The 19003-nt window shown below is 35.8% G+C and carries 18 protein-coding genes and 3 pseudogenes; 11 read left to right on the plus strand and 10 right to left on the minus strand.

What is annotated here, in order from left to right:
- Positions 1–98: 98 nt before the first annotated feature.
- From OC457_RS07945 to OC457_RS07960, 4 genes are all read left to right on the plus strand, one after another.
- Positions 99–1226, plus strand: coding sequence for an anhydro-N-acetylmuramic acid kinase (locus tag OC457_RS07945; protein ID WP_080176240.1), 1128 nt, complete (start codon positions 99–101; stop codon positions 1224–1226).
- Positions 1227–1273: 47 nt separating this feature from the next.
- A complete protein-coding gene (locus OC457_RS07950; protein ID WP_080176239.1) occupies positions 1274–2215 on the plus strand; it encodes an LD-carboxypeptidase in 942 nt (313 codons plus the stop codon).
- Positions 2216–2539: 324 nt separating this feature from the next.
- On the plus strand, positions 2540–2815 hold the full coding sequence (locus OC457_RS07955) for a hypothetical protein (RefSeq protein ID WP_080176238.1): 276 nt from the start codon (positions 2540–2542) through the stop codon (positions 2813–2815).
- Between the two features lie 44 nt (positions 2816–2859).
- Positions 2860–4230 (plus strand): MATE family efflux transporter, encoded by a 1371-nt coding sequence (locus OC457_RS07960; RefSeq protein WP_370737975.1) that lies wholly within the window; start codon positions 2860–2862, stop codon positions 4228–4230.
- Positions 4231–4308: 78 nt separating this feature from the next.
- On the opposite strand, the gene def is transcribed toward OC457_RS07960, so the two are convergent.
- Positions 4309–4821 carry a peptide deformylase gene (def, locus tag OC457_RS07965; protein WP_080176236.1) on the minus strand — a complete coding sequence of 171 codons (513 nt, stop codon included), beginning with the start codon at positions 4819–4821 and terminating at the stop codon, positions 4309–4311.
- A gap of 512 nt (positions 4822–5333) precedes the next feature.
- Here def and OC457_RS07970 point away from each other — a divergent pair.
- The 3 genes from OC457_RS07970 (at position 5334) to OC457_RS07980 (ending at position 9459) form a co-directional block, all read left to right on the plus strand.
- A complete protein-coding gene (locus OC457_RS07970) occupies positions 5334–7535 on the plus strand; it encodes an immunoglobulin-like domain-containing protein (protein WP_080176235.1) in 2202 nt (733 codons plus the stop codon).
- 205 nt (positions 7536–7740) lie between these two features.
- The gene (locus OC457_RS07975; RefSeq protein ID WP_080176234.1) at positions 7741–8019 is read left to right on the plus strand and encodes a hypothetical protein; all 279 of its coding nucleotides are present in this window, start codon (positions 7741–7743) and stop codon (positions 8017–8019) included.
- Positions 8020–8112: 93 nt separating this feature from the next.
- Complete coding sequence (locus tag OC457_RS07980; RefSeq protein ID WP_080176233.1) at positions 8113–9459, plus strand: DEAD/DEAH box helicase; 1347 nt, start codon at positions 8113–8115, stop codon at positions 9457–9459.
- 53 nt (positions 9460–9512) lie between these two features.
- Here OC457_RS07980 and OC457_RS07985 read toward each other — a convergent pair whose 3' ends face one another.
- The 4 genes from OC457_RS07985 to OC457_RS08000 form a co-directional block, all read right to left on the minus strand.
- Complete coding sequence (locus OC457_RS07985; protein ID WP_080176232.1) at positions 9513–9875, minus strand: GlpM family protein; 363 nt, start codon at positions 9873–9875, stop codon at positions 9513–9515.
- A gap of 301 nt (positions 9876–10176) precedes the next feature.
- On the minus strand, positions 10177–10974 hold the full coding sequence (locus OC457_RS07990) for a hypothetical protein (RefSeq protein WP_080176231.1): 798 nt from the start codon (positions 10972–10974) through the stop codon (positions 10177–10179).
- A 245-nt stretch (positions 10975–11219) separates the two neighbouring features.
- Entirely contained in the window at positions 11220–11990 is a 771-nt protein-coding gene (locus OC457_RS07995) for a sulfite exporter TauE/SafE family protein (RefSeq protein ID WP_080176253.1), read from the minus strand.
- A 319-nt stretch (positions 11991–12309) separates the two neighbouring features.
- Entirely contained in the window at positions 12310–12735 is a 426-nt protein-coding gene (locus OC457_RS08000; protein ID WP_080176230.1) for a lysozyme inhibitor LprI family protein, read from the minus strand.
- A 268-nt stretch (positions 12736–13003) separates the two neighbouring features.
- Between OC457_RS08000 and OC457_RS08005 the strand changes: the two are divergent.
- Positions 13004–13215: pseudogene (locus OC457_RS08005) on the plus strand (site-specific integrase); the annotation flags it as partial.
- 393 nt (positions 13216–13608) lie between these two features.
- Here the strand turns inward: OC457_RS08005 and OC457_RS08010 are convergent.
- Positions 13609–13794 (minus strand): hypothetical protein, encoded by a 186-nt coding sequence (locus OC457_RS08010; protein WP_080176229.1) that lies wholly within the window; start codon positions 13792–13794, stop codon positions 13609–13611.
- Between the two features lie 38 nt (positions 13795–13832).
- Positions 13833–14423, minus strand: coding sequence for a lecithin retinol acyltransferase family protein (locus OC457_RS08015; RefSeq protein ID WP_080176228.1), 591 nt, complete (start codon positions 14421–14423; stop codon positions 13833–13835).
- 252 nt (positions 14424–14675) lie between these two features.
- Between OC457_RS08015 and OC457_RS08020 the strand changes: the two are divergent.
- Together OC457_RS08020 and OC457_RS08025 are read left to right on the plus strand one after the other, a co-directional pair.
- Positions 14676–14887 (plus strand): annotated as a pseudogene (locus OC457_RS08020) (site-specific integrase); the annotation flags it as partial.
- Between the two features lie 46 nt (positions 14888–14933).
- On the plus strand, positions 14934–15179 hold the full coding sequence (locus OC457_RS08025; protein ID WP_080176227.1) for a hypothetical protein: 246 nt from the start codon (positions 14934–14936) through the stop codon (positions 15177–15179).
- 342 nt (positions 15180–15521) lie between these two features.
- On the opposite strand, the gene OC457_RS08030 is transcribed toward OC457_RS08025, so the two are convergent.
- Together OC457_RS08030 and OC457_RS08035 are read right to left on the minus strand one after the other, a co-directional pair.
- On the minus strand, positions 15522–16358 hold the full coding sequence (locus OC457_RS08030; protein WP_080176226.1) for a hypothetical protein: 837 nt from the start codon (positions 16356–16358) through the stop codon (positions 15522–15524).
- Positions 16359–16839: 481 nt separating this feature from the next.
- Complete coding sequence (locus tag OC457_RS08035) at positions 16840–17292, minus strand: hypothetical protein (RefSeq protein ID WP_080176225.1); 453 nt, start codon at positions 17290–17292, stop codon at positions 16840–16842.
- 230 nt (positions 17293–17522) lie between these two features.
- Here OC457_RS08035 and OC457_RS08040 point away from each other — a divergent pair.
- Positions 17523–17734, plus strand: a pseudogene (locus tag OC457_RS08040) (phage integrase N-terminal SAM-like domain-containing protein); the annotation flags it as partial.
- A 354-nt stretch (positions 17735–18088) separates the two neighbouring features.
- On the opposite strand, the gene OC457_RS08045 reads toward OC457_RS08040, so the two are convergent.
- On the minus strand, positions 18089–18862 hold the full coding sequence (locus OC457_RS08045) for a hypothetical protein (protein WP_080176224.1): 774 nt from the start codon (positions 18860–18862) through the stop codon (positions 18089–18091).
- Positions 18863–19003: the final 141 nt, after the last annotated feature.

A 19003-nucleotide genomic window follows, 5' to 3' on the forward strand; every position in this document is an offset into this window, starting at 1 on the left:
TAGAGTGACGGTATAGCTTATACTTCGAACGGTATAATTAATTGCTTAACGGTCATGATAAATAACAGCCGTTAAATTGAAATACAGTGGGAACAGCGATGGAAAAATATATTGGTTTAATGTCCGGCACCAGCATGGATGGCGTTGATGCTGTTCTCGTAGAAATTGATAACAATACTATTCGATTACTTGGTTCACATCCCTTTGCTATGGGTAATAATCTTAAACAATCATTGTTAGATATCTGTTTAGGTCAACCAACAAATTTACAAACATTAGGTGAACTAGACCACCGTTTAGGTCATCTATTTGCTGATGCCGTATTAGCATTACTCGCAAAAACCAATACTAAAGCTGCTGACATCACTGCGATTGGCAGCCATGGTCAAACGGTATTTCACTCTCCACACACTGAATATGCATTTACGATGCAGATTGGTGACGCTAATATAATTGCCGCAAAAACAGGCATTACCACTGTTGCTGATTTTCGCCGTAAAGATATGGCATTTGGTGGTCAAGGTGCACCATTAGTTCCCGCGTTCCATCAACAACTTTTTAGTTCAACCCAATGCACGCGGGTTATTTTAAACATTGGCGGCATTGCTAACATTACCGTTTTAGAGCCAAATAAAGCAGTAACAGGGTTTGATACTGGTCCTGGTAATATGTTGATGGATGCGTGGATCAACCTCCACCAGCAAAAAAGTTATGATGAGAATGGTAATTGGGCCCGTTTAGGCACTGTTAATACCGCTTTATTAACACGCCTGTTATCCGAACCCTATTTGCAGCAATTAGCACCGAAAAGTACGGGCAGAGAGTTATTTAACCTTCCGTGGCTGGAGCAATATTTGACTGAACCTACCATCGTAGAACTGCAACTTTCTGCCTGTGATATTCAAGCAACATTGACTGAATATACCGCCCAAACCATCGCTAATGACGTTAAAAAAACAGGCTTAACCCCAACAGTTACATCTAATGAACTATTAGTCTGTGGTGGCGGTGCGCACAACCCTATTTTAATGCAACGACTAGCAGAATTGCTGCCAAGCTGGCAAGTTATGACAACCGCAGATCGTGGCGTCGATATTGATAACATGGAAGCGATGGCGTTTGCATGGCTGGCATATCGCACCATGCACCACCAATCAGGTAATTTACCCGAAGTAACTGGCGCTAGTCGTTTAGCCCAATTAGGCGCGATTTATTCGGCTGATTAATAACATATTATGCTTTGATGATTATTTAGCTTTAACGAGAGTTATCGATGAACATACCCACAACAAATACACCCTATAAAAACGTTGCCTTAATTGCTTGCTCGACTCAATTTGACCCATCACAAGTACCGCAGGTGGTTAACGTTTTTGAGCGTCATGGCTATCACATAAATTGCCATTATTTACAGCAAAACATTTCAGATTTTGGTTATGTTGATACTGATCAGGCGCGAGCTTATAACTTAATTAAAGCGTTACTTGATCCAACTATTGAGGTGTTATGGTTCTATCGTGGCGGCGGCGGTGCATTAAATTTATTGCCCTATTTACATCGTTATAAGCAACAGCTTTTAGCAATTCCTGAAAAAATAATTGTTGGATTCAGTGATGTTACCGCCATTCATAGCTTTTTAAATAATGAATTAGGCTGGCGTTCGATTCATGGTGTTAATGCTAATAACCACCTTGATATGAGTACGGTAAACCTACAACCGCTGCCTGATATCTCAGAGATAATGAATAACGGTGTCATTTATAATAACGTGCTACCACTTAATACATTAGCACAACAAGCGCCTTCTATTTCTGGAACTTTAGTCGGTGGCAATCACACCCTTGTCGGTGCAACGTTTGGTACTAAGTATCAGCCTGATTTCACAGATAAGGTATTATTACTGGAAGATATTGGGGTGACTTTTCGTCAATTAGATCGTTACTTACAACAATTATTATTTCTAAATGAATGTAATGTTAATGCCATTATTTTTGGTCAATATTATTCGATAGATCCTAATGATGAAGAGCGAATAATGTATAAAGCGGTTTTACAGCAATTCGCGGCGCAATATGATAAGCCAGTTTATTACTTCCCTTTCTTTGGTCATGGTAAATACAATCAACCATTTATATTAGGTGACACCGTAACATTAGGTTGTAACAAAGAGCAAAATATATTCTCTGATACTGGCTACTGCTATTTACAACAATAAATTGACCTTCTTTGTCTATATTAGTATTCATCAATCAGCGTTGGGTGATGAATACTATCCCTTATGACTTAATTCACAGTTTATCATATTGCCAAAATTAGACGCGTTATATTGCCACTGCATGTTTATATGTTAATCTTTCCTTTCTTCATTTAAAAATAGTCATTTATATTAAATTAAGCTTAATTTATTCATCTTCATCATGCCTTTATCCTCATACTACAAAATATAAAATTTAACCGTTACATTTTGTAATAATTGGCAACTCAAATAGTTCTTATATCAATGTTATGGTTATCTTAGTTCATATACATAAGGATAATCATGAAAAATATACGAACCTATATTTCTAAATTACAACAAAAAATCATTACTAATATTGAATTTAAGCAACGAATTTGGATTATAAACATTCTTAAAAATAGCAAAAATGATGGTTCTATTGTTATCAATGAAGATAGTTTTAATTATCCTTTAGAGTGGATGGTACTAAATCACTATGATTCAAATATGCTCCAAGTAATTGATACAATGAAGACCTCAGAAACACAGACCTTATTACTTAATAATGAAATTCATCATGTAATGCGTGTTAAATAATTCGACTTTTTTATCAGGCATTGAATATTATGACCGATTCAACAATCAGCTTACACCCTCTTATTAAAATTTGTGATCGTAAATTTTTTAACCGACTATTTTTTATAGCATTACCTATTATTTTACAGAGTATACTTTTTTCAAGTAAAAGTTTAATTGATGTTTTAATGCTAAGTCAATTATCTGAAATCGATATTGCAGCGATGGGCATTGCAGCTAAAGCTTTATTTGTAACCACTATTTTATTATCAGGTATTGCAACAGGTGGTGGAATATTATCAGCGCAATATTGGGGGGTAAAAAATGAAAATGGTGTTAAACAAAGTACAGTTTTAAGTCTTTTTGCTACTATCAGTTTTGCATCTTTGTTTAGTTTTGTTTTCTTCTTTTATCCTCATCTGGTTATGGGGCTTGCAACAACCTCTAATGCAATTATTGAACGAGGGAGTGAATACCTTACTATCGTTGGAATTAGCTTATTTTCTAGTGCGATTATCATTAGTTTTACAGCAAGCTTCCGTTCTATTGCTCAACCTAAAATAACCACTTTTTTCAGTGCTTGCGGTATTCTTTGCAATATATTCTTAAATTGGGTACTTATCTTTGGCCATTTAGGTGCTCCCGCTTTAGGAATTAAAGGGGCCGCTATTGCTACACTAATTAGCGGCATATTAGAAATTATATTACTTGGGTGCTATTTGTTTATTACCCAGCATTTATTAAAATTAAATATAAAAGATTTTAATGTCATTTTTTCATTAGAAAAGTTAAAGATTTTTTATTCATTATCATTACCAACAACCTGTAATTTCCTTTTATGGTCTGTTGGCATTTTTACTTATCATGCTCTAATGGGGATCACTGGTGTTGAGGGACTAGCTGCATTATCCGTTCTCACCCCAATTGAATCTTTATCATTAAGTTTCTTAGTTGGTATAGCTAATGCTTCTGCCGTTATGGTTGGAAATGAATTAGGCGCTAAAAAATATCAGACCGCTTACTATCAGGCGATGCTATTAACTATTATTGCTATTTTTATAACATGTTTCGTTGCAATCGTTTTATTTTTATCTCGATCTCATATTTTAATGCTATTTCCAACATTAACCCCAGAAACTAAAGCTCTTGCTACAACATTTATTGAAATATTATCCATTGGTATAGTATTACGATCTTTACCAACAACACTTGTCGTCGGTGTACTTCGAGCCGGTGGTGATGTGAGATTTTGTTTATATCAAGATCTATTAACACAATGGGTTTTTGGAATACCGTTAGTATTAATTGGCGTGTTTGTTTTCCATCTGCCGCCACAATGGATTTATATGCTATTTTTTGCAGAAACTTTATTTAAATGGGGAGCTTGTATTTATCGCTTTAAAAGTAAGAAATGGCTTAATACATTAATTGATTAATCTTTTTTATTCATCACTATAAATAGAAAACCGATAAGAACTTATTATTAGTCTTATCGGTTTTGCTTTAAATAACTATTATTTAGCCATCATTTTAATGTGTTTTTTTACTTTCTTCATTGCCATCTGACGCTTTAGCGGTGATAGATAATCAATGAATAATGTACCTTTAAGGTGATCAATTTCATGTTGCATAACAATGGCAAGGAAGTCATCACGCTCAAAACGTAATTCATTTCCTTCACGATCCAATGCTGTTACCACAACAGCTTCAAAACGCTCAACATCAGCATAATAGTCAGGTACAGAAAGGCAACCTTCTTGTCCTATTACTTTGTTTTCACCACGTTCAACTACAGGGTTGATTAACACTAACGGCTGATCACGCTCATCTGAGATATCAATAACAACAATGGCTTCTTTACGACCCGTTTGAGTCGCAGCAAGACCAACACCATTACTAGTACCATATAGTGTTTCAAGTAAATCATCTATAAGTTGTTGAACAGATTCAGATTTAACATCAGTTACTGTTTCTGCTTGAATTGCTAGTCGTGGATCTGGAGCGGTTAATACTTGTAAAATTGCCATTTTATCTCTTACTTAATCTAGTATTTAGGTTACTTTACGGTAACTTATCAGATTAACGCCAAGGATCAAAATCCCTGCGATATTCTGTTGATAACGCTACTTTACCTAAAAAAAGGCTTTAGCAACAATTGATAATAACAATTAATTTAATAAGTGATCCTAATCCAAGGTTTAATTATTATAAAATCAGCGAATTCAGTAATATTTGTTCACAATGCAATCATAATTGTAAAAAATAACAAAAGACTTACCTTCCAACATTTTTTCATATTTGCGCTTATTCTCTTTGGCTATTTTTACTTAAAATTTTCCAATCATGAATTTGACCAATAATTATAATCAATAGTGACAAATTTCAATCATATTAACTCATGACCCGACAATTAATTGACGATATAAACAATTGTTTTCAGTATTTTTTGTTACACAATCACGCTTCTAATAAATGGTCATTGTGGTAGCATTTATTCGCTTTAATATTACACCTCCTACCTCATTTCAGGGTTAAATAGATGAATAAAAAAACAACGTGCCTTACATTAAATGTACTTACTTTAGCATTAGCTTCTATGAGTTTTACCGCAAATGCGGGTGAAAAAATGGTTAACCCTGAAGGTGGTGTGGTTGTGGGGTATTGGCATAACTGGGCAGATGGCCGTGGTTATAAAGCGGGTAATGCTCCTGCGATGAGCCTTAAAGCAACTAACCCTATGTATAATGTCGTCGCAGTGTCGTTTATGAAAGTTTACGACGTTGCTGAAGGTCGTATCCCTACTTTTCATTTAGATCCTGCAACTGGTCTAACTGAATCACAATTTATCGATCAAATTAAGCGCCTCAATGATCAAGGTCGTGCTGTCATACTGGCACTGGGAGGAGCAGACGCACACGTTGAACTACACAAAGGTGATGAAGACGCTTTTGCTGCTGAAATTATTCGTCTAACGGATCTATATGGTTTTGATGGGCTAGATATTGACCTTGAACAAGCAGCCATTGATGCTAAAGACAACCAAACTGTTATTCCTGCTGCATTACGTATGGTAAAAGATCACTATCGTGAACAAGGTAAAAACTTCCTTATTACCATGGCTCCCGAGTTCCCATACTTAACGGCTGCAGGTAAATATATTCCTTACATCACCGCTCTTGATGGTTATTATGATTGGATCAACCCACAGTTTTATAACCAAGGTGGTGATGGTGTTTACGTTGAAGGCCCGGGCTGGATCGCACAAAATAATGATGCACTAAAAGAAGAGTTCATCTATTACATTGCAGACTCATTAGTTAACGGTACGCGTGGTTTTACTACTATTCCACATGATAAGTTAGTGTTTGGTATTCCAACTAACATTGATGCTGCAGCAACAGGCTTTATTAAAGATCCTCAAGATTTATTCAATGCCTTTGCGCGCCTAGAAAAACAATCCCAACCGCTTCGTGGTGTGATGACATGGTCAATTAACTGGGATATCGGTACTGATGCGTCAGGTAAAGCATACAATAGCAGCTTTATTGAAACTTATGGTCCGTTTATCCACAGTCAAACACCACCAGTAGTACAGCCGGGGAAACCTACAATTGCCGGAATTACTGACGCTCGCGTTCAGCATAAAACCATTTTTAACCCGCTGGCAGGTGTAACTGCAACGGATAAAGAAGATGGTAATCTAACTGATTCTATCTCTGTGACAGGCAATGTTGATACTCAACGTGTTGGCGACTATGTGTTGACTTACTCAGTAACTGATACTGATAACAACGAAACTGTATCACCACGTAAAATTACTGTCTTTAGCGCCCTTCCTACTTTTACGGGCGTAGAAAATAGCGTAATCAAAATGGGTGACACTTTTGATGCTATGGCAGGAGTTTCTGCAATTGATGCTGAAGACGGTAATCTATCTGCAAATATTTCCGTATCAGGTACAGTAAACACTGCAATTGCTGGTTCATACGAGCTGATTTATAGCATTACTGATAGCGCAAACCAAACTGTAACGGTAAAACGTATTATCGTGGTTAATGATGGTTCTATCGTATGTACTCCTGCATGGAAAGCAGATGCCACTTATGTTGAAGGAGACGTTGTAAGCCATAACGGTAAAGAGTGGCAAGCAGGTTGGTGGACACAAGGTCATGAGCCCGGCACAACGGGTGAATGGGGAGTATGGCGTGAAGTTGGTGATACAGATTGCGGCGGCGGTACAGAACAACCTGACGCTGATTTTACAGCGACACTAACAGGTATTAATGCTAACTACACTATTACTAATGGCAGTGCAAAATTAACACTTAATTACACTGCAAACAAAGCAAGCTCAGTACAGATCGATGTAATGGATACGATGGGCTACCCTGTTTCAGGTGGTCAATTTACCGCAAACATAGATAACAACAAAACCATTAATATGGTACTTGAGAATGTGACTGCAGGTACATATTCACTACGTATGATTGCAGAATCAAACAATGAAAATATAGAGCAACGCGCACATTTCACTCTTGAAGAAAAAGGCACTGTTGAACCACCAGTAACGGATGCTCCTGCATATGAAGCAGGTAAGGCTTATCTTGCAGGCGATAAAGTATTAGCAAGTGATGGTAACATTTACCAATGTAAACCATGGCCTTACACTGGTTGGTGTGCAAGTGCATCATACGCACCTGCAACATCGCAATACTGGGCTGATGCTTGGGATAAACTATAATTATCCAAATAGTTACGGATAATTGACAATAAGCCAGCAGTAAGTAAATAACTTATTGCTGGTTTTTTTATTATTTCAACATCGCCTTTTCCGCTTTAATACCAACCCATTCATCTGCTCGATAATACTCTTTTAATCATATAAGTATGGTTATTTAAACGATGCTTAATTAAAATACTCATTTAGCCCAAATGCACTTGATACCATGAATAAAAAACCTGACCGTCAAACGGCAATGCGCCTACTTCTGACTGAGGTTAAGCAGGCATTTCCACTTTATGAACCTGAAACCTTTGTTTGTGGCCCTGACAATAAATGTATTGGCTGCCCTAAAAAATTATTAGAACTTGTCGATACTGAAGTCAGTTACTGGGAACATGCCATTGAACGAGGTGTTATTCCACAATTTGATGAAATTCGGCAGTTTGGCAAGTTATGTAAAAATGTCCGTCGAGGCTTAATACGAAATAATATAATGACCTAAGGTCGCTCGTGCTATAATCCTCGTCATTGTTCGTCGGCTATTACTTTGACTTTAGAGATAGCCGTTATTTGATTTATTTATCTGAGATTCTACATGCCTTTCTCTAAGCTTGGATTAAGCGACGCTATCGTTAAAGCAGTAACCGATATGGGTTACACCACTCCTACGCCGATTCAAGAAAAAGCCATTCCGGTGGCATTAACCGGCAAAAACCTGCTTGCGGCAGCACAAACAGGTACAGGTAAAACAGCCAGTTTTGTACTTCCAATTCTGCAAATGCTTGATGATGGTCAGCAAGTACGAGCTAAACGTGTACGTGCATTAATTCTTGCGCCAACGCGTGAACTAGCGGTTCAAGTTGAAGCAAATATTGTTCAATACAGCAAACACACCAATTTAACGTCAATGGCAATGTACGGTGGTGTCGACTACGAACCACAAAAACGTCGTCTTATTGAAGGCGTTGATATTCTAGTGGCAACCCCTGGTCGTTTGCTGGATATGTACACTAAACGTGCTATCCACTTTGATGCTATTGAAATTTTAGTGCTTGATGAAGCTGACCGTATGTTAGATATGGGCTTTATTGAAGATATTAATAAGATCATTGAGCGTCTACCACTTGATCGCCAAAACATGTTGTTCTCAGCGACGCTATCAGCTCAAGTACGTCTTCTTGCAAAAACAGCAGTACGTAATCCTGTTGAGATAAGTGTCGCTAAAGATGAAGCATCACAACCTAAAATTGACCAATGCCTGATCACGGTTGATAAAGACATGAAGTCTTCCCTACTGAGCCATTTAATTAATGAGCAACAATGGGATCAAGCGTTAATATTCATTGAAACTAAACACGGCGCAGCTAAATTAGTTAGCCAACTTGAAAAACGTGGTATTGCAGCAGAAGCAATTCATAGTGGTCGTAGCCAAGGTGCTCGTGCACAAGTATTAGAAGATTTTAAGGCGGGTAAAGTTAAATACTTAATCGCAACGGGTGTTGCTGCGCGGGGGCTAGATATTGATGAATTAACTCGTGTGGTTAACTACGACCTCCCCTTCCCACCTGAAGAGTATGTTCACCGTATCGGTCGTACTGGTCGTGCGGGTTCTAAAGGTGAAGCAATTTCATTTGTATCACGTGATAACTTTAAAAACTTATGCATGATTGAGCGTCTGTTAGGTCACTTAATCGTTCGTAGAGAAATTGAAGGTTTTGTACCAACCAAAGAAGTGCCCATTTCTATTTTAAACTTCAAACCTAAATATCAAAAATCTGAAGATAATAATAGTAAGGGCGATAAACCACGCCGCAATGATAAGCCGCGTAGCAATTCACCAACTACTGATAAACCAAAGGCAAAGAAACCGAGAAGCCGTAAGCCAATCACTGATCGTGACACTGGTATTCCACGTGGTACTCGTAAGCCTAAATCAATCTAATTGATATGACATCGCCATTTTAATGCTAGACATTAAGATGGCGATCGTCATTATTAAAGAGAATTAGCAATCAATAATGAGCTCCAGCGCGTCCAGCCTAATAATAATAATCCTGCACACCCAAGCCATACCACAGTAGCTAACGATAGTGTCGTGGTTAAATTATAGTAATAACTTAATATGTACACTGCGACTAAATACCCCGCATACGGCACTAATGAACACAGCCCAAATAAGGCCGTCATACGTAAGTCTTCCATACTGCGCTCAGCACCAACAATATAATGTGCAATTAACGCAAAAGTAGGAAATAACGGGACTAATCCTGCGATATAAAAGCTTTTACTTTTTGATAACAACGCAATCAGTAATACTGCTGCGGCACCTAATAAACATTTAAAAAATAACGTAACCATTCCCTAGTCTCTATTATTACAATCATCATTATCATAATTAAAACCACAGAGTTAGGACAGCATATTTTTTGACGGTCGAACGACTACAAATACAGGTAATCATAAGATAATAGTATTATCTAAAACATTAAATATAAAAATATCTACTGTACAACAATGAAAAGGTGCGATTTTCTGTTTAACAAGATCACCAAAGCACACAATAAATAATTATTGCGGTATTAGATCCCTCCAATCATCATTAGTTATACGACAACTATTTGTAATAATTGCTGATAAAAAAATTAATCCCATGACTATATTAACTATTTTTATTTTCATAGTTATATTTGATCTTTGAATTGTATTTTCTCAATATTGGTAAATGTCTACCCCAAGTAGATGGATGTGCCGTTTTATAAATTGGTATATTTTGACTAGCAAATACAGTATTTATAACATCTAAAACTAATCCCGATAAATCCTTAGCCCCCATAAAACTGTATACTGTCTTATTAATTGATGGTGTTAAGTTAAATTCATTATAAAGAAGTGTTTCAAAACGATCCTCAAAAAGATGTCTATCGCCCTCATAATAAGCATTACTTCCATTAGATAGATTAAAATCACCCACAGTACATGAGCATATAACGACACTAGGGTGAATTTTTCTTAGACGTTGTTCTAAAAAGCTTTTTTTTGTCCGCCATAGCCGAATAAAATTTCTCGTTCTATATTTCCCAGTATCGTTATCACCTAGCGAACATTGTTCTTGAAGCGCATTAATTACAATAACAGGATAATAACCATCCAGTTGTAAAATCCCGAGTCCATCAATCAACCTCACTAAATAAACCATTATATTATCACCAGTAACACCATTAACAGGTCTAGCCGTTATAATATGGTTACTGGTAAAATCACTGACTTTACCCACCTCAAATTCTTTAATATGTGGACTTTCTGTCACCAATAATATCGGAGGCTGAAAATGGGATTGAGCTTTTAAGTACGAATCGACACCTACAAATTTAGACGGAAACATTTTCGGTCTTCGTATTGTTAACGTCGCATTCTTAACCTCAATAATCGCAATAACTTCATCATCACACCGTTTCAAATTAACCGCCTAAAATATAGCTCAGATAAATATATCAACAACTGTAAGGATTTATTTTAAATTTACTACTTAGAAAAAACAATTTAAAATATCAATAGTAATAACGAAAATTAATGCGTTACCAACCATAGATAGATAACCAATTGAAACCTTAGCAATAAATAGCTTTTACGCCGTAAATAACAATGGGCAATACGAACAAAAAACGGTTATTTATCCGTATATATTGCTCATTAGGTTTTAATTTACGCATAAGTTACGTAGAAAAAATAAGCTGTAATTATAGAACTTATAAATCCTACGAATAATCTGATCTTTTCTGGATTTAATCTCATTGAAATATGAGCGGAATAATATCCTCCCAGTAACGTGCCAACTAAAACAACGCTACCCTCTACCCATGCAATAGAATCATTTAAAATAAATAAACATATTGCAGCAAGCGATACAGAAGAAGAAACAACTAATTTTAGCCCGTTCATTACATTAATGTTTTTATGGCCTGACAAAGTCAAATAGCTCAATACGATAATGCCTAAACCTGCATTAAAAAAACCACCATATATAGAGATACCAAGTAATGATATAGACAGCAGAATTGATTTAAAGTGTAATGTATATTTATTTTTTTCTGAATAAGCCTGTAATATAGTATTAGCCCTTGCCCCAAATATAAATAGCAGTGTGGCAAATAAGAGTAACCACGGAATAGCATTTTCAAATGAGGACTCAGATGTTTGTAATAATAGAAAAGCACCAACTGTACCGCCTATTAAGCTAGATAGAACGGTTAAAAACACTTCCTTTTGATGTTTTTTCAATTTATGTCTGAATGCATAAACCCCACTAAAATATCCGCCACAAGAAGAAAAAGTATTTGTTGCATTAGCAATAAGAGGAGGTACACCAACAAAAACGAGAGCGGGAAATGTAATAAAACTGCCACCACCAGCAATAGAGTTTAAAACGCCACCAAACAGCCCTGCCATAAAAAGAAAAATAACATCAAAAAACAACATAACACTCCATATTCATTAAAATCCCAATGCAGCAATAATTCGTGCAAACAACTTACCATACCAATTACACTTCAAACTGCAAAGAATAATAGTGGTTGTTATCCGTAATCTGTTAATAGCGTGATCGAGCTTAAAAGACATCATAAAATAATCATTCTACGATACGCTAATGGTAGATCCCTTATCGCCCTCGCGGACATTCACAGGAGAAATTGACGGAGGGTGGGTTATTTAAAGAGAAATTATGGCTGTCCTTGTTTTTGTCCTATGTTTTTTACTGTATTTTCTTTCATTATTTTATGCCGTTAAGCCTCTATCACATCTTAAAATACTTTGACGGCTCAGGTAAAACAGGTGGAGTGCTATCCATATAGGTCAAAAAGTGCATCCATACATCATGGGTTCTTTCTTTGGTTAGTTGTGTTTTACAGTCCAATGCCATTACATTACGAATAGTTCCATCACGCCATTGCGTATAAACCGCATTACACTGCGCTTGCATATACACCTCCCAATCTTTTTGTGCCTGTTCTATTGCTTTCACCAATGTAGGATCATCTTTATTATGCTCAATGCTGGCAGTCAAATATTTGGATAATTCATCTTGTGCTGAGGTTAATGTCAATGACGCACAATCATTAATATCCAACGTATTACGAGGATTATCACAATCTAATGTCTTCTTTGCAGCAAGCACTGGCAATGACACACAAACGAATATAATTAGCAGATACTTTTTCATTAATAGACCTCATTTAAATATAAGCGACATGTAATAACAAAGTGATTAGCTCTATTATAGCGTTGCAAACTCACTCTATCCAAAAGTACGTTTAGCGTCCGTCACCTTCTGGCACAATTATGGGTAAAGTTGGAAACCGAAATCAACACCAAACTGATTTGATATACGCGTAAAACACAGTAGAAGTATCGTTGAACGAAGCCGCTGCGCGGCAGAGTAAAGCAGACAGCGATTAAGCTACCTTTAGACTCCTTTTAATGGGGTGTTTATGATGAATAACGAACAACATGTTACCCACCTAACCTTGCAAGGTAAACGTCCAACTACTATTGATGGTTATAGTCGTGCACTTTGTCGCATTACTCACCATTGAATAAATCGCCTGATACGTTAACCACTGATGATCTCAAGCAATACTTTACTCAACTGATTAAAACCCATTCATGGAGCACCGTCAGAATTGATCGTAATGGATTGCAAAAGTTATGGGTGTCCTATGTTTTACTCACAACAAAAAGTTGTCCGTTTAACGGCACAACCCTTTTGTCCATGCTGTCAGCATATCATGCAATTAGCGGAGATTTTTCGACCCAGATAAAAACGCACAATAATAAGGATAATGGCATTAACACATAATAATTAAAGAGGATCTAATTACAAATCAATGAATTAAATTAATTGGTTCACACCAAGAATAACTCTCGACTTCTTTTCAGTATCACCTTTCATGACATTCCCAATATTTACTTATATAAAGCTGCTCGGGCTTGTCCAACACTTCGGATAGGTGTCGGCTGCGCGACACATATCCTTATCTGTTATGTGCATTTTCCCATAAATATAAGGTTTATAGAAATCGGGATACTAAATACATCAATCGCTATCAGTGAAAACCCATATTACGAGAGTCTTTAGAGCTATCATGAAGACTAAAATAAATACAAATTTAATCAAAGCAGCAATTGGCCCTTCTTTAAATAAGCCTACAATAGCTCCTAGTATTGCTGTCGCAATTGTAATTCTTTCCCATAATCCAAGTTTGTTCGATTCATCTTCCATAAAGAATACTTCTGAGTTTAATTAAATAATAACAAAGTTTAGTTTTTAACATCTACAATATTGCTTACTGAAATGCTTCTGCTTTTTTCCATTCCCAAATCATTGAAAATTTTACCAATTGCTCTGGGGAAATTAATGCTGCATCCTGAAAGACTTACCGTAGAGCAGACTTCAAATTTATCACTGTACTTACCTAGAGCCTGACCTGAAAAAGCAACCCCTGTTCTACACCATAATGCAAAATGCTCACAATTTGACTCCAAAACGTCATAGCCTTTCATCCCAATACAAGAAACTGCCCTATTATAAGAATCTTCCAGAGTTATTGATTCGGTATTTTTATCTGGGAATTTCATAACATCTACATGATTGCCATTGAATATGCCTGCACCTTCAATAAACTTTGAAATATGCTCTCTGCGAATTTTTTCTTCAGAAAAATGGATCACCATCCTTTTTCCAGCATAAATTCCATAATGATCAAAACCTATTATTCCGAGTCTTTTAAGCTCTATTCTTAAAACTGAGCCCCTTTTTAATTTTGGATAGTTAACCTCCTCACAAGCTTCATTCCATGAGTCTACAACAACATCATTCCAAACGTCTTTAATTGAACCGAAAATCCCCATGACCACAAACTCCACATAAAAAACTCAAACCATACTTTTTTGTATGCACACCAGCACATAACGCCTGTATAACACGTTTACTACTATGCAATTATGCTTAACATTGACGCCTTAAAACGAGAAACACTCGGCAAACTGAGATTGCCGAGTGTAGTAAATCGTGTTGATGCGATTGTTGAACGAAGCCGCTGCGCGGCAGAGTAAAGCAGACAGCGATTAAGCTACCTTTAGACTCCTTTTAATGGGGTGTTTATGATGAATAACGAACAACATGTTACCCACCTAACCTTGCAAGGTAAACGTCCAACTACTATTGATGGTTATAGTCGTGCACTTTGTCGCATTACTCACCATTGAATAAATCGCCTGATACGTTAACCACTGATGATCTCAAGCAATACTTTACTCAACTGATTAAAACCCATTCATGGAGCACCGTCAGAATTGATCGTAATGGATTGCGAAAGTTATGAGTGTTCTAAGTTTTTTAATTAAGCGCATGGGCTTTTCGTGGATAACATCACGGTCAAAACAATCTCAGGACATATAGGGCTCGATAAAGTCGATGTATGGCTTCAAGATGAAGCAAGGTTTGGACAACAAAATACCACTACCAATCTTTGGGCTAAACGAGGAACTCGACCAAGAACCATAAAACAACAGCAGTTTAAATATGTTTATCTATTTGGCTCTGTGTGCCCACCAAGAGGAATTGGTAAGGCGTTAGTGATACCTTGGGTAAATATAAAGAAATAATGACTGAGCACCTTGCTCAGATATCTCGAACCACCGAAAAAGATCGTTATGGTATTGTAGTGATGGATGGTTTGGAGTTGGTTACGACAACACTATCTCGCTAATCAAAATTTTGCTGGTTATAGCAATATTTTAGATAAAGTCTATATTGCATGAAATCGGCTTTACGTATCACTGAAATGTATTCACGAGATTGGATCAACCTGACCAGTTAATTTTCCAGATTGGTATCATCTATCTTTAAGAAAATATATTGAAAGCTAAAAATTTATATGGATGCATCTTTTCTGTAAAATAAGTGCCGATAATTCGACACATATATTATAGATTAAGTCTTAATAATTATTTTTTAACAGAAACAGTCTCATCAACTTCATAATCATTTAATGAAGGATTAGAGCTGATATTCAACTCAACTAACGGATTCCCAGTTGCCCATAATGCTCTTAATCTAGGATTATGGCTAATATCTAACTTAGTAAGTTTATTATCTGTAATATGTAATTTTGTTAATTTAATATTTTTACTTATATCTAATTCAGATAATTGATTATACATCAAGCTTAAGTTCTTAAGCTGACCATTATGACTAACATTGATTTTAGACAACTGGTTATCAGTTAACCCTGCTTGAATTAATTCAAGATTTTGGCTAAAGTCCATCTTTTTTAAATTATTCTCTTTTGCCCACAAATACATTAATTTAGTATTTTCTGATAAATCAATATCTTCAATTTTATTAGAAACGATACTCAGATCTGTTAATTGTGGGTTTTTTGTAAGATCTAACTTAGATATATGGTTAAAAGAAACATTCAACTCAGTAAGTTTAGGATTATTATTCAAATTCAAGTTATCTAGATTTGATTTAGTTATAGATACCGATGTTAGCTCAGTATTTTTACTCAAATCTATGTTCGTCAATTGTGATCCAGATAACCATAACTCCTTAAGAGCAGGAAAATAACTAACTTCATTTGCATGATCTATATTTACCTGACGACACACTAGTTTAGTTATATTTTTCGGATTTGTGATTTTTTGTGCTAAAACACAACTTTTAAAATTATTATCTTCAAATTTAATATTGTTAACATCCAGCATTTCACCTGAAAATGCATTTAAAGATACTACTAAACCGCACGTAGCCACTGTAAATAGTTGTTTATAACTGCTCATTTTATACTCTTTATGAAAGAAACCTATATTTATAACAAATGTGAATATTTTATAGCGTAGAAAATACAATATTAATAATAAAAACATTCACAACTAAGCGATACCATAATATTTATTATCACGATCAATCACAAGCTAAATACTACTTTCTTTTTTTTAAAAACACAATAAAAACATAATGTTATATTTACAACTTCACTTGGTAATTTTAACTATTCACTTCACCATCTCATGAAATCATCAATCCTATATTACTAATGCATCTTAATGATTATTAGGATAATAATAGAAAAACCATATTTATACTCACGGTAAATAGACATCTTATTGCCCCCACAGACATTCACCGTAAAGAATGGGATTATCAGGTCAAATAATCGCGCTAATATTATCTATTTTTTGAAATAAAAAGTTGTGGGTGTCCTATGTTTATTAAGACAGATGTCACCTGTAGGATACATATCCTTATCTGTTATATTTTTTATGCCATATATTTTTTTATACCCGGCCAATTTTGTCTGTCTTGGAAATCATTAACCTTATGCCCGCTATTGCCCCCAAACTCTTCCTTTACTTCATTTAAAAGCATTCCACACCATAAAAAGGTTTGTTCTGGCTCTCCTAAACAATTATGACGAAAAACAGATATATGAATATTCATTTTTAATTCGTTCATACCTTTATGAAGCTTAGCTAATATATTCAACATTGTCTCATACGTACAATCCAGCGAAATAAAGTATAATTTTTCAGTAAGTTGAATACTTGTCTTATCATAAGGTTTTTCAGAATCAACCTCAGTTTCGATCATATCAATAAATGGAGTAATATCCTTTTCTAAACTTATCAACATAAAACATGGATCATCATAACTATCCATACTTTTTAGATAGTTACTTACCTCAGAAGGTGTGTTTTTTAATAACTGACTCATAATTCACTGCCTATACTAATTTTTATTTTAAATATAATACCTGTGTAACACATTTATCACGATACGGAATCCATTAAATTTTACACCCTTAGTCACTGAAAATAAAGGAAAAATAATAACACCGAGTGAAGAAAATCGTGTTGATGCAATTGTTGAACGAAGCCGCTGCGCGGCAGAGTAAAGCAGACAGCGATTAAGCTACCTTTAATACTCCTTATAATGGAGTATTTATGATAAATAACGAACAACATGTTACCCACCTAACCTTGCAAGGTAAACGTCCAGCCACTATTGATGGTTATAGTCGTGCATTTCGTCGCATTACTCACCATTGAATAAATCGCCTGATACGTTAACCACTGATGATCTCAAGCAATGCTTTGCTCAACTGATTAAAACCCATTCATGGAGCACCGTCAGAATTGATCGTAATGGATTGCGAAAGTTATGGGTGTTCTATGTTTTACTCACAACAAAAAGTTGTCCGTTTAACGGCACAACCCTTTTGTCCATGCTGTCAGCATATCATGCAATTAGCGGAGATTTTTCGACCCAGATAAAAACGCACAATAATAAGGATAATGGCATTAACACATAATAATTAAAGAGGATCTAATTACAAATCAATGAATTAAATTAATTGGTTCACACCAAGAATAACTCTCGACTTCTTTTCAGTATCACCTTTCATGACATTCCCAATATTTACTTATATAAAGCCGCTCGGGCTTGTCCAACACTTCGGATAGGTGTCGGCTGCGCGACACATATCCTTCTTTGTTAGGTGTGGTCTAAATTAGTACTTTTTGAAGTTATCTAAGCTTCTACCACCTTCACCCGATATATTTAAAATACGGCAAACAACTTCAAAATATTTAGGTTCTATACCTTCGATTTCTTTGTACTCACCATGATCGTTAAGTGAGCGAATTGTCGGGAAGTGTCCCCACAAACTATTGCTAGTTATGTAATCATTTACTTGTGTGTGTTTTGAGAACCCATTCCCCTTAAAGAGATCTATGTACTCTTGGATTTCTGTACTTTCGATTTGGCTTAAACTCATCCCTTTCAAAACGCTATTTGTTTGATGCTTTGTACTGTACTCCTTGTAAAGTAAATACCGTTTCTCGAACTTAGTACTGCCTCCAGAGACTAACAATTGGAGTTGGTGCCAACTCAATTTTACTATATTAGTAATATGTATTGTTGACCTATGCCCCTTTCGATTCGTCACCTGAACGATTTCATTTACCTTTAAATTCGCAATTTGGCGATATAATACCGAATCGTACTCGAATTTTTTATCAGCAGTTACCGCTGTAGTGAAAAGAGATTTATGTTGCTTAGTCAATGAAACTTGAGGTTTTACAAATCGGGCGATAACTCGTTCAGGTTTTGGGGTAGGCTCAGATTTAAGCGCCTCCTCAAGAGTTTTTCCAATCTGCAGTTTTGCCAGTACCTTTTCTGCAGCTGCGCGACTAAATTCATGATGGATTAACTCATCATTTTGAAAAATGCCGTAATGCGTCCCAAGACTATTATTGCTAATTCTATTAATTTTGAAACTCATTATTTAAACTGACCTCTTGAACACCTAACGCCTGCATAACACGTTTATTACTGTGCAAACATACTTAAAATTGACACCTTAAAACGAGAAACACCCGGCAAACTGAGATTGCCGAGTGTAATAAATCGTGTTGATGCGATT

It is taken from the genome of Photobacterium toruni (genome assembly GCF_024529955.1).
GTDB lineage: Bacteria > Pseudomonadota > Gammaproteobacteria > Enterobacterales > Vibrionaceae > Photobacterium > Photobacterium toruni.

Excerpts from the sequence above, each read along its gene's own strand:
- OC457_RS07945 (WP_080176240.1), top strand. The coding sequence starts at position 99 with ATGGAAAAATATATTGGTTTAATGTCCGGCACCAGCATGGATGGCGTT.
- OC457_RS07950 (WP_080176239.1), top strand. The coding sequence starts at position 1,274 with ATGAACATACCCACAACAAATACACCCTATAAAAACGTTGCCTTAATT.
- OC457_RS07955 (WP_080176238.1), top strand. The coding sequence starts at position 2,540 with ATGAAAAATATACGAACCTATATTTCTAAATTACAACAAAAAATCATT.
- def (WP_080176236.1), bottom strand. The coding sequence starts at position 4,821 with ATGGCAATTTTACAAGTATTAACCGCTCCAGATCCACGACTAGCAATT.
- OC457_RS07970 (WP_080176235.1), top strand. The coding sequence starts at position 5,334 with ATGAATAAAAAAACAACGTGCCTTACATTAAATGTACTTACTTTAGCA.
- OC457_RS07975 (WP_080176234.1), top strand. The coding sequence starts at position 7,741 with ATGAATAAAAAACCTGACCGTCAAACGGCAATGCGCCTACTTCTGACT.
- OC457_RS07980 (WP_080176233.1), top strand. The coding sequence starts at position 8,113 with ATGCCTTTCTCTAAGCTTGGATTAAGCGACGCTATCGTTAAAGCAGTA.
- OC457_RS07985 (WP_080176232.1), bottom strand. The coding sequence starts at position 9,875 with ATGGTTACGTTATTTTTTAAATGTTTATTAGGTGCCGCAGCAGTATTA.
- OC457_RS08000 (WP_080176230.1), bottom strand. The coding sequence starts at position 12,735 with ATGAAAAAGTATCTGCTAATTATATTCGTTTGTGTGTCATTGCCAGTG.
- OC457_RS08010 (WP_080176229.1), bottom strand. The coding sequence starts at position 13,794 with ATGGAAGATGAATCGAACAAACTTGGATTATGGGAAAGAATTACAATT.
- OC457_RS08015 (WP_080176228.1), bottom strand. The coding sequence starts at position 14,423 with ATGGGGATTTTCGGTTCAATTAAAGACGTTTGGAATGATGTTGTTGTA.
- OC457_RS08030 (WP_080176226.1), bottom strand. The coding sequence starts at position 16,358 with ATGAGCAGTTATAAACAACTATTTACAGTGGCTACGTGCGGTTTAGTA.
- OC457_RS08035 (WP_080176225.1), bottom strand. The coding sequence starts at position 17,292 with ATGAGTCAGTTATTAAAAAACACACCTTCTGAGGTAAGTAACTATCTA.
- OC457_RS08045 (WP_080176224.1), bottom strand. The coding sequence starts at position 18,862 with ATGAGTTTCAAAATTAATAGAATTAGCAATAATAGTCTTGGGACGCAT.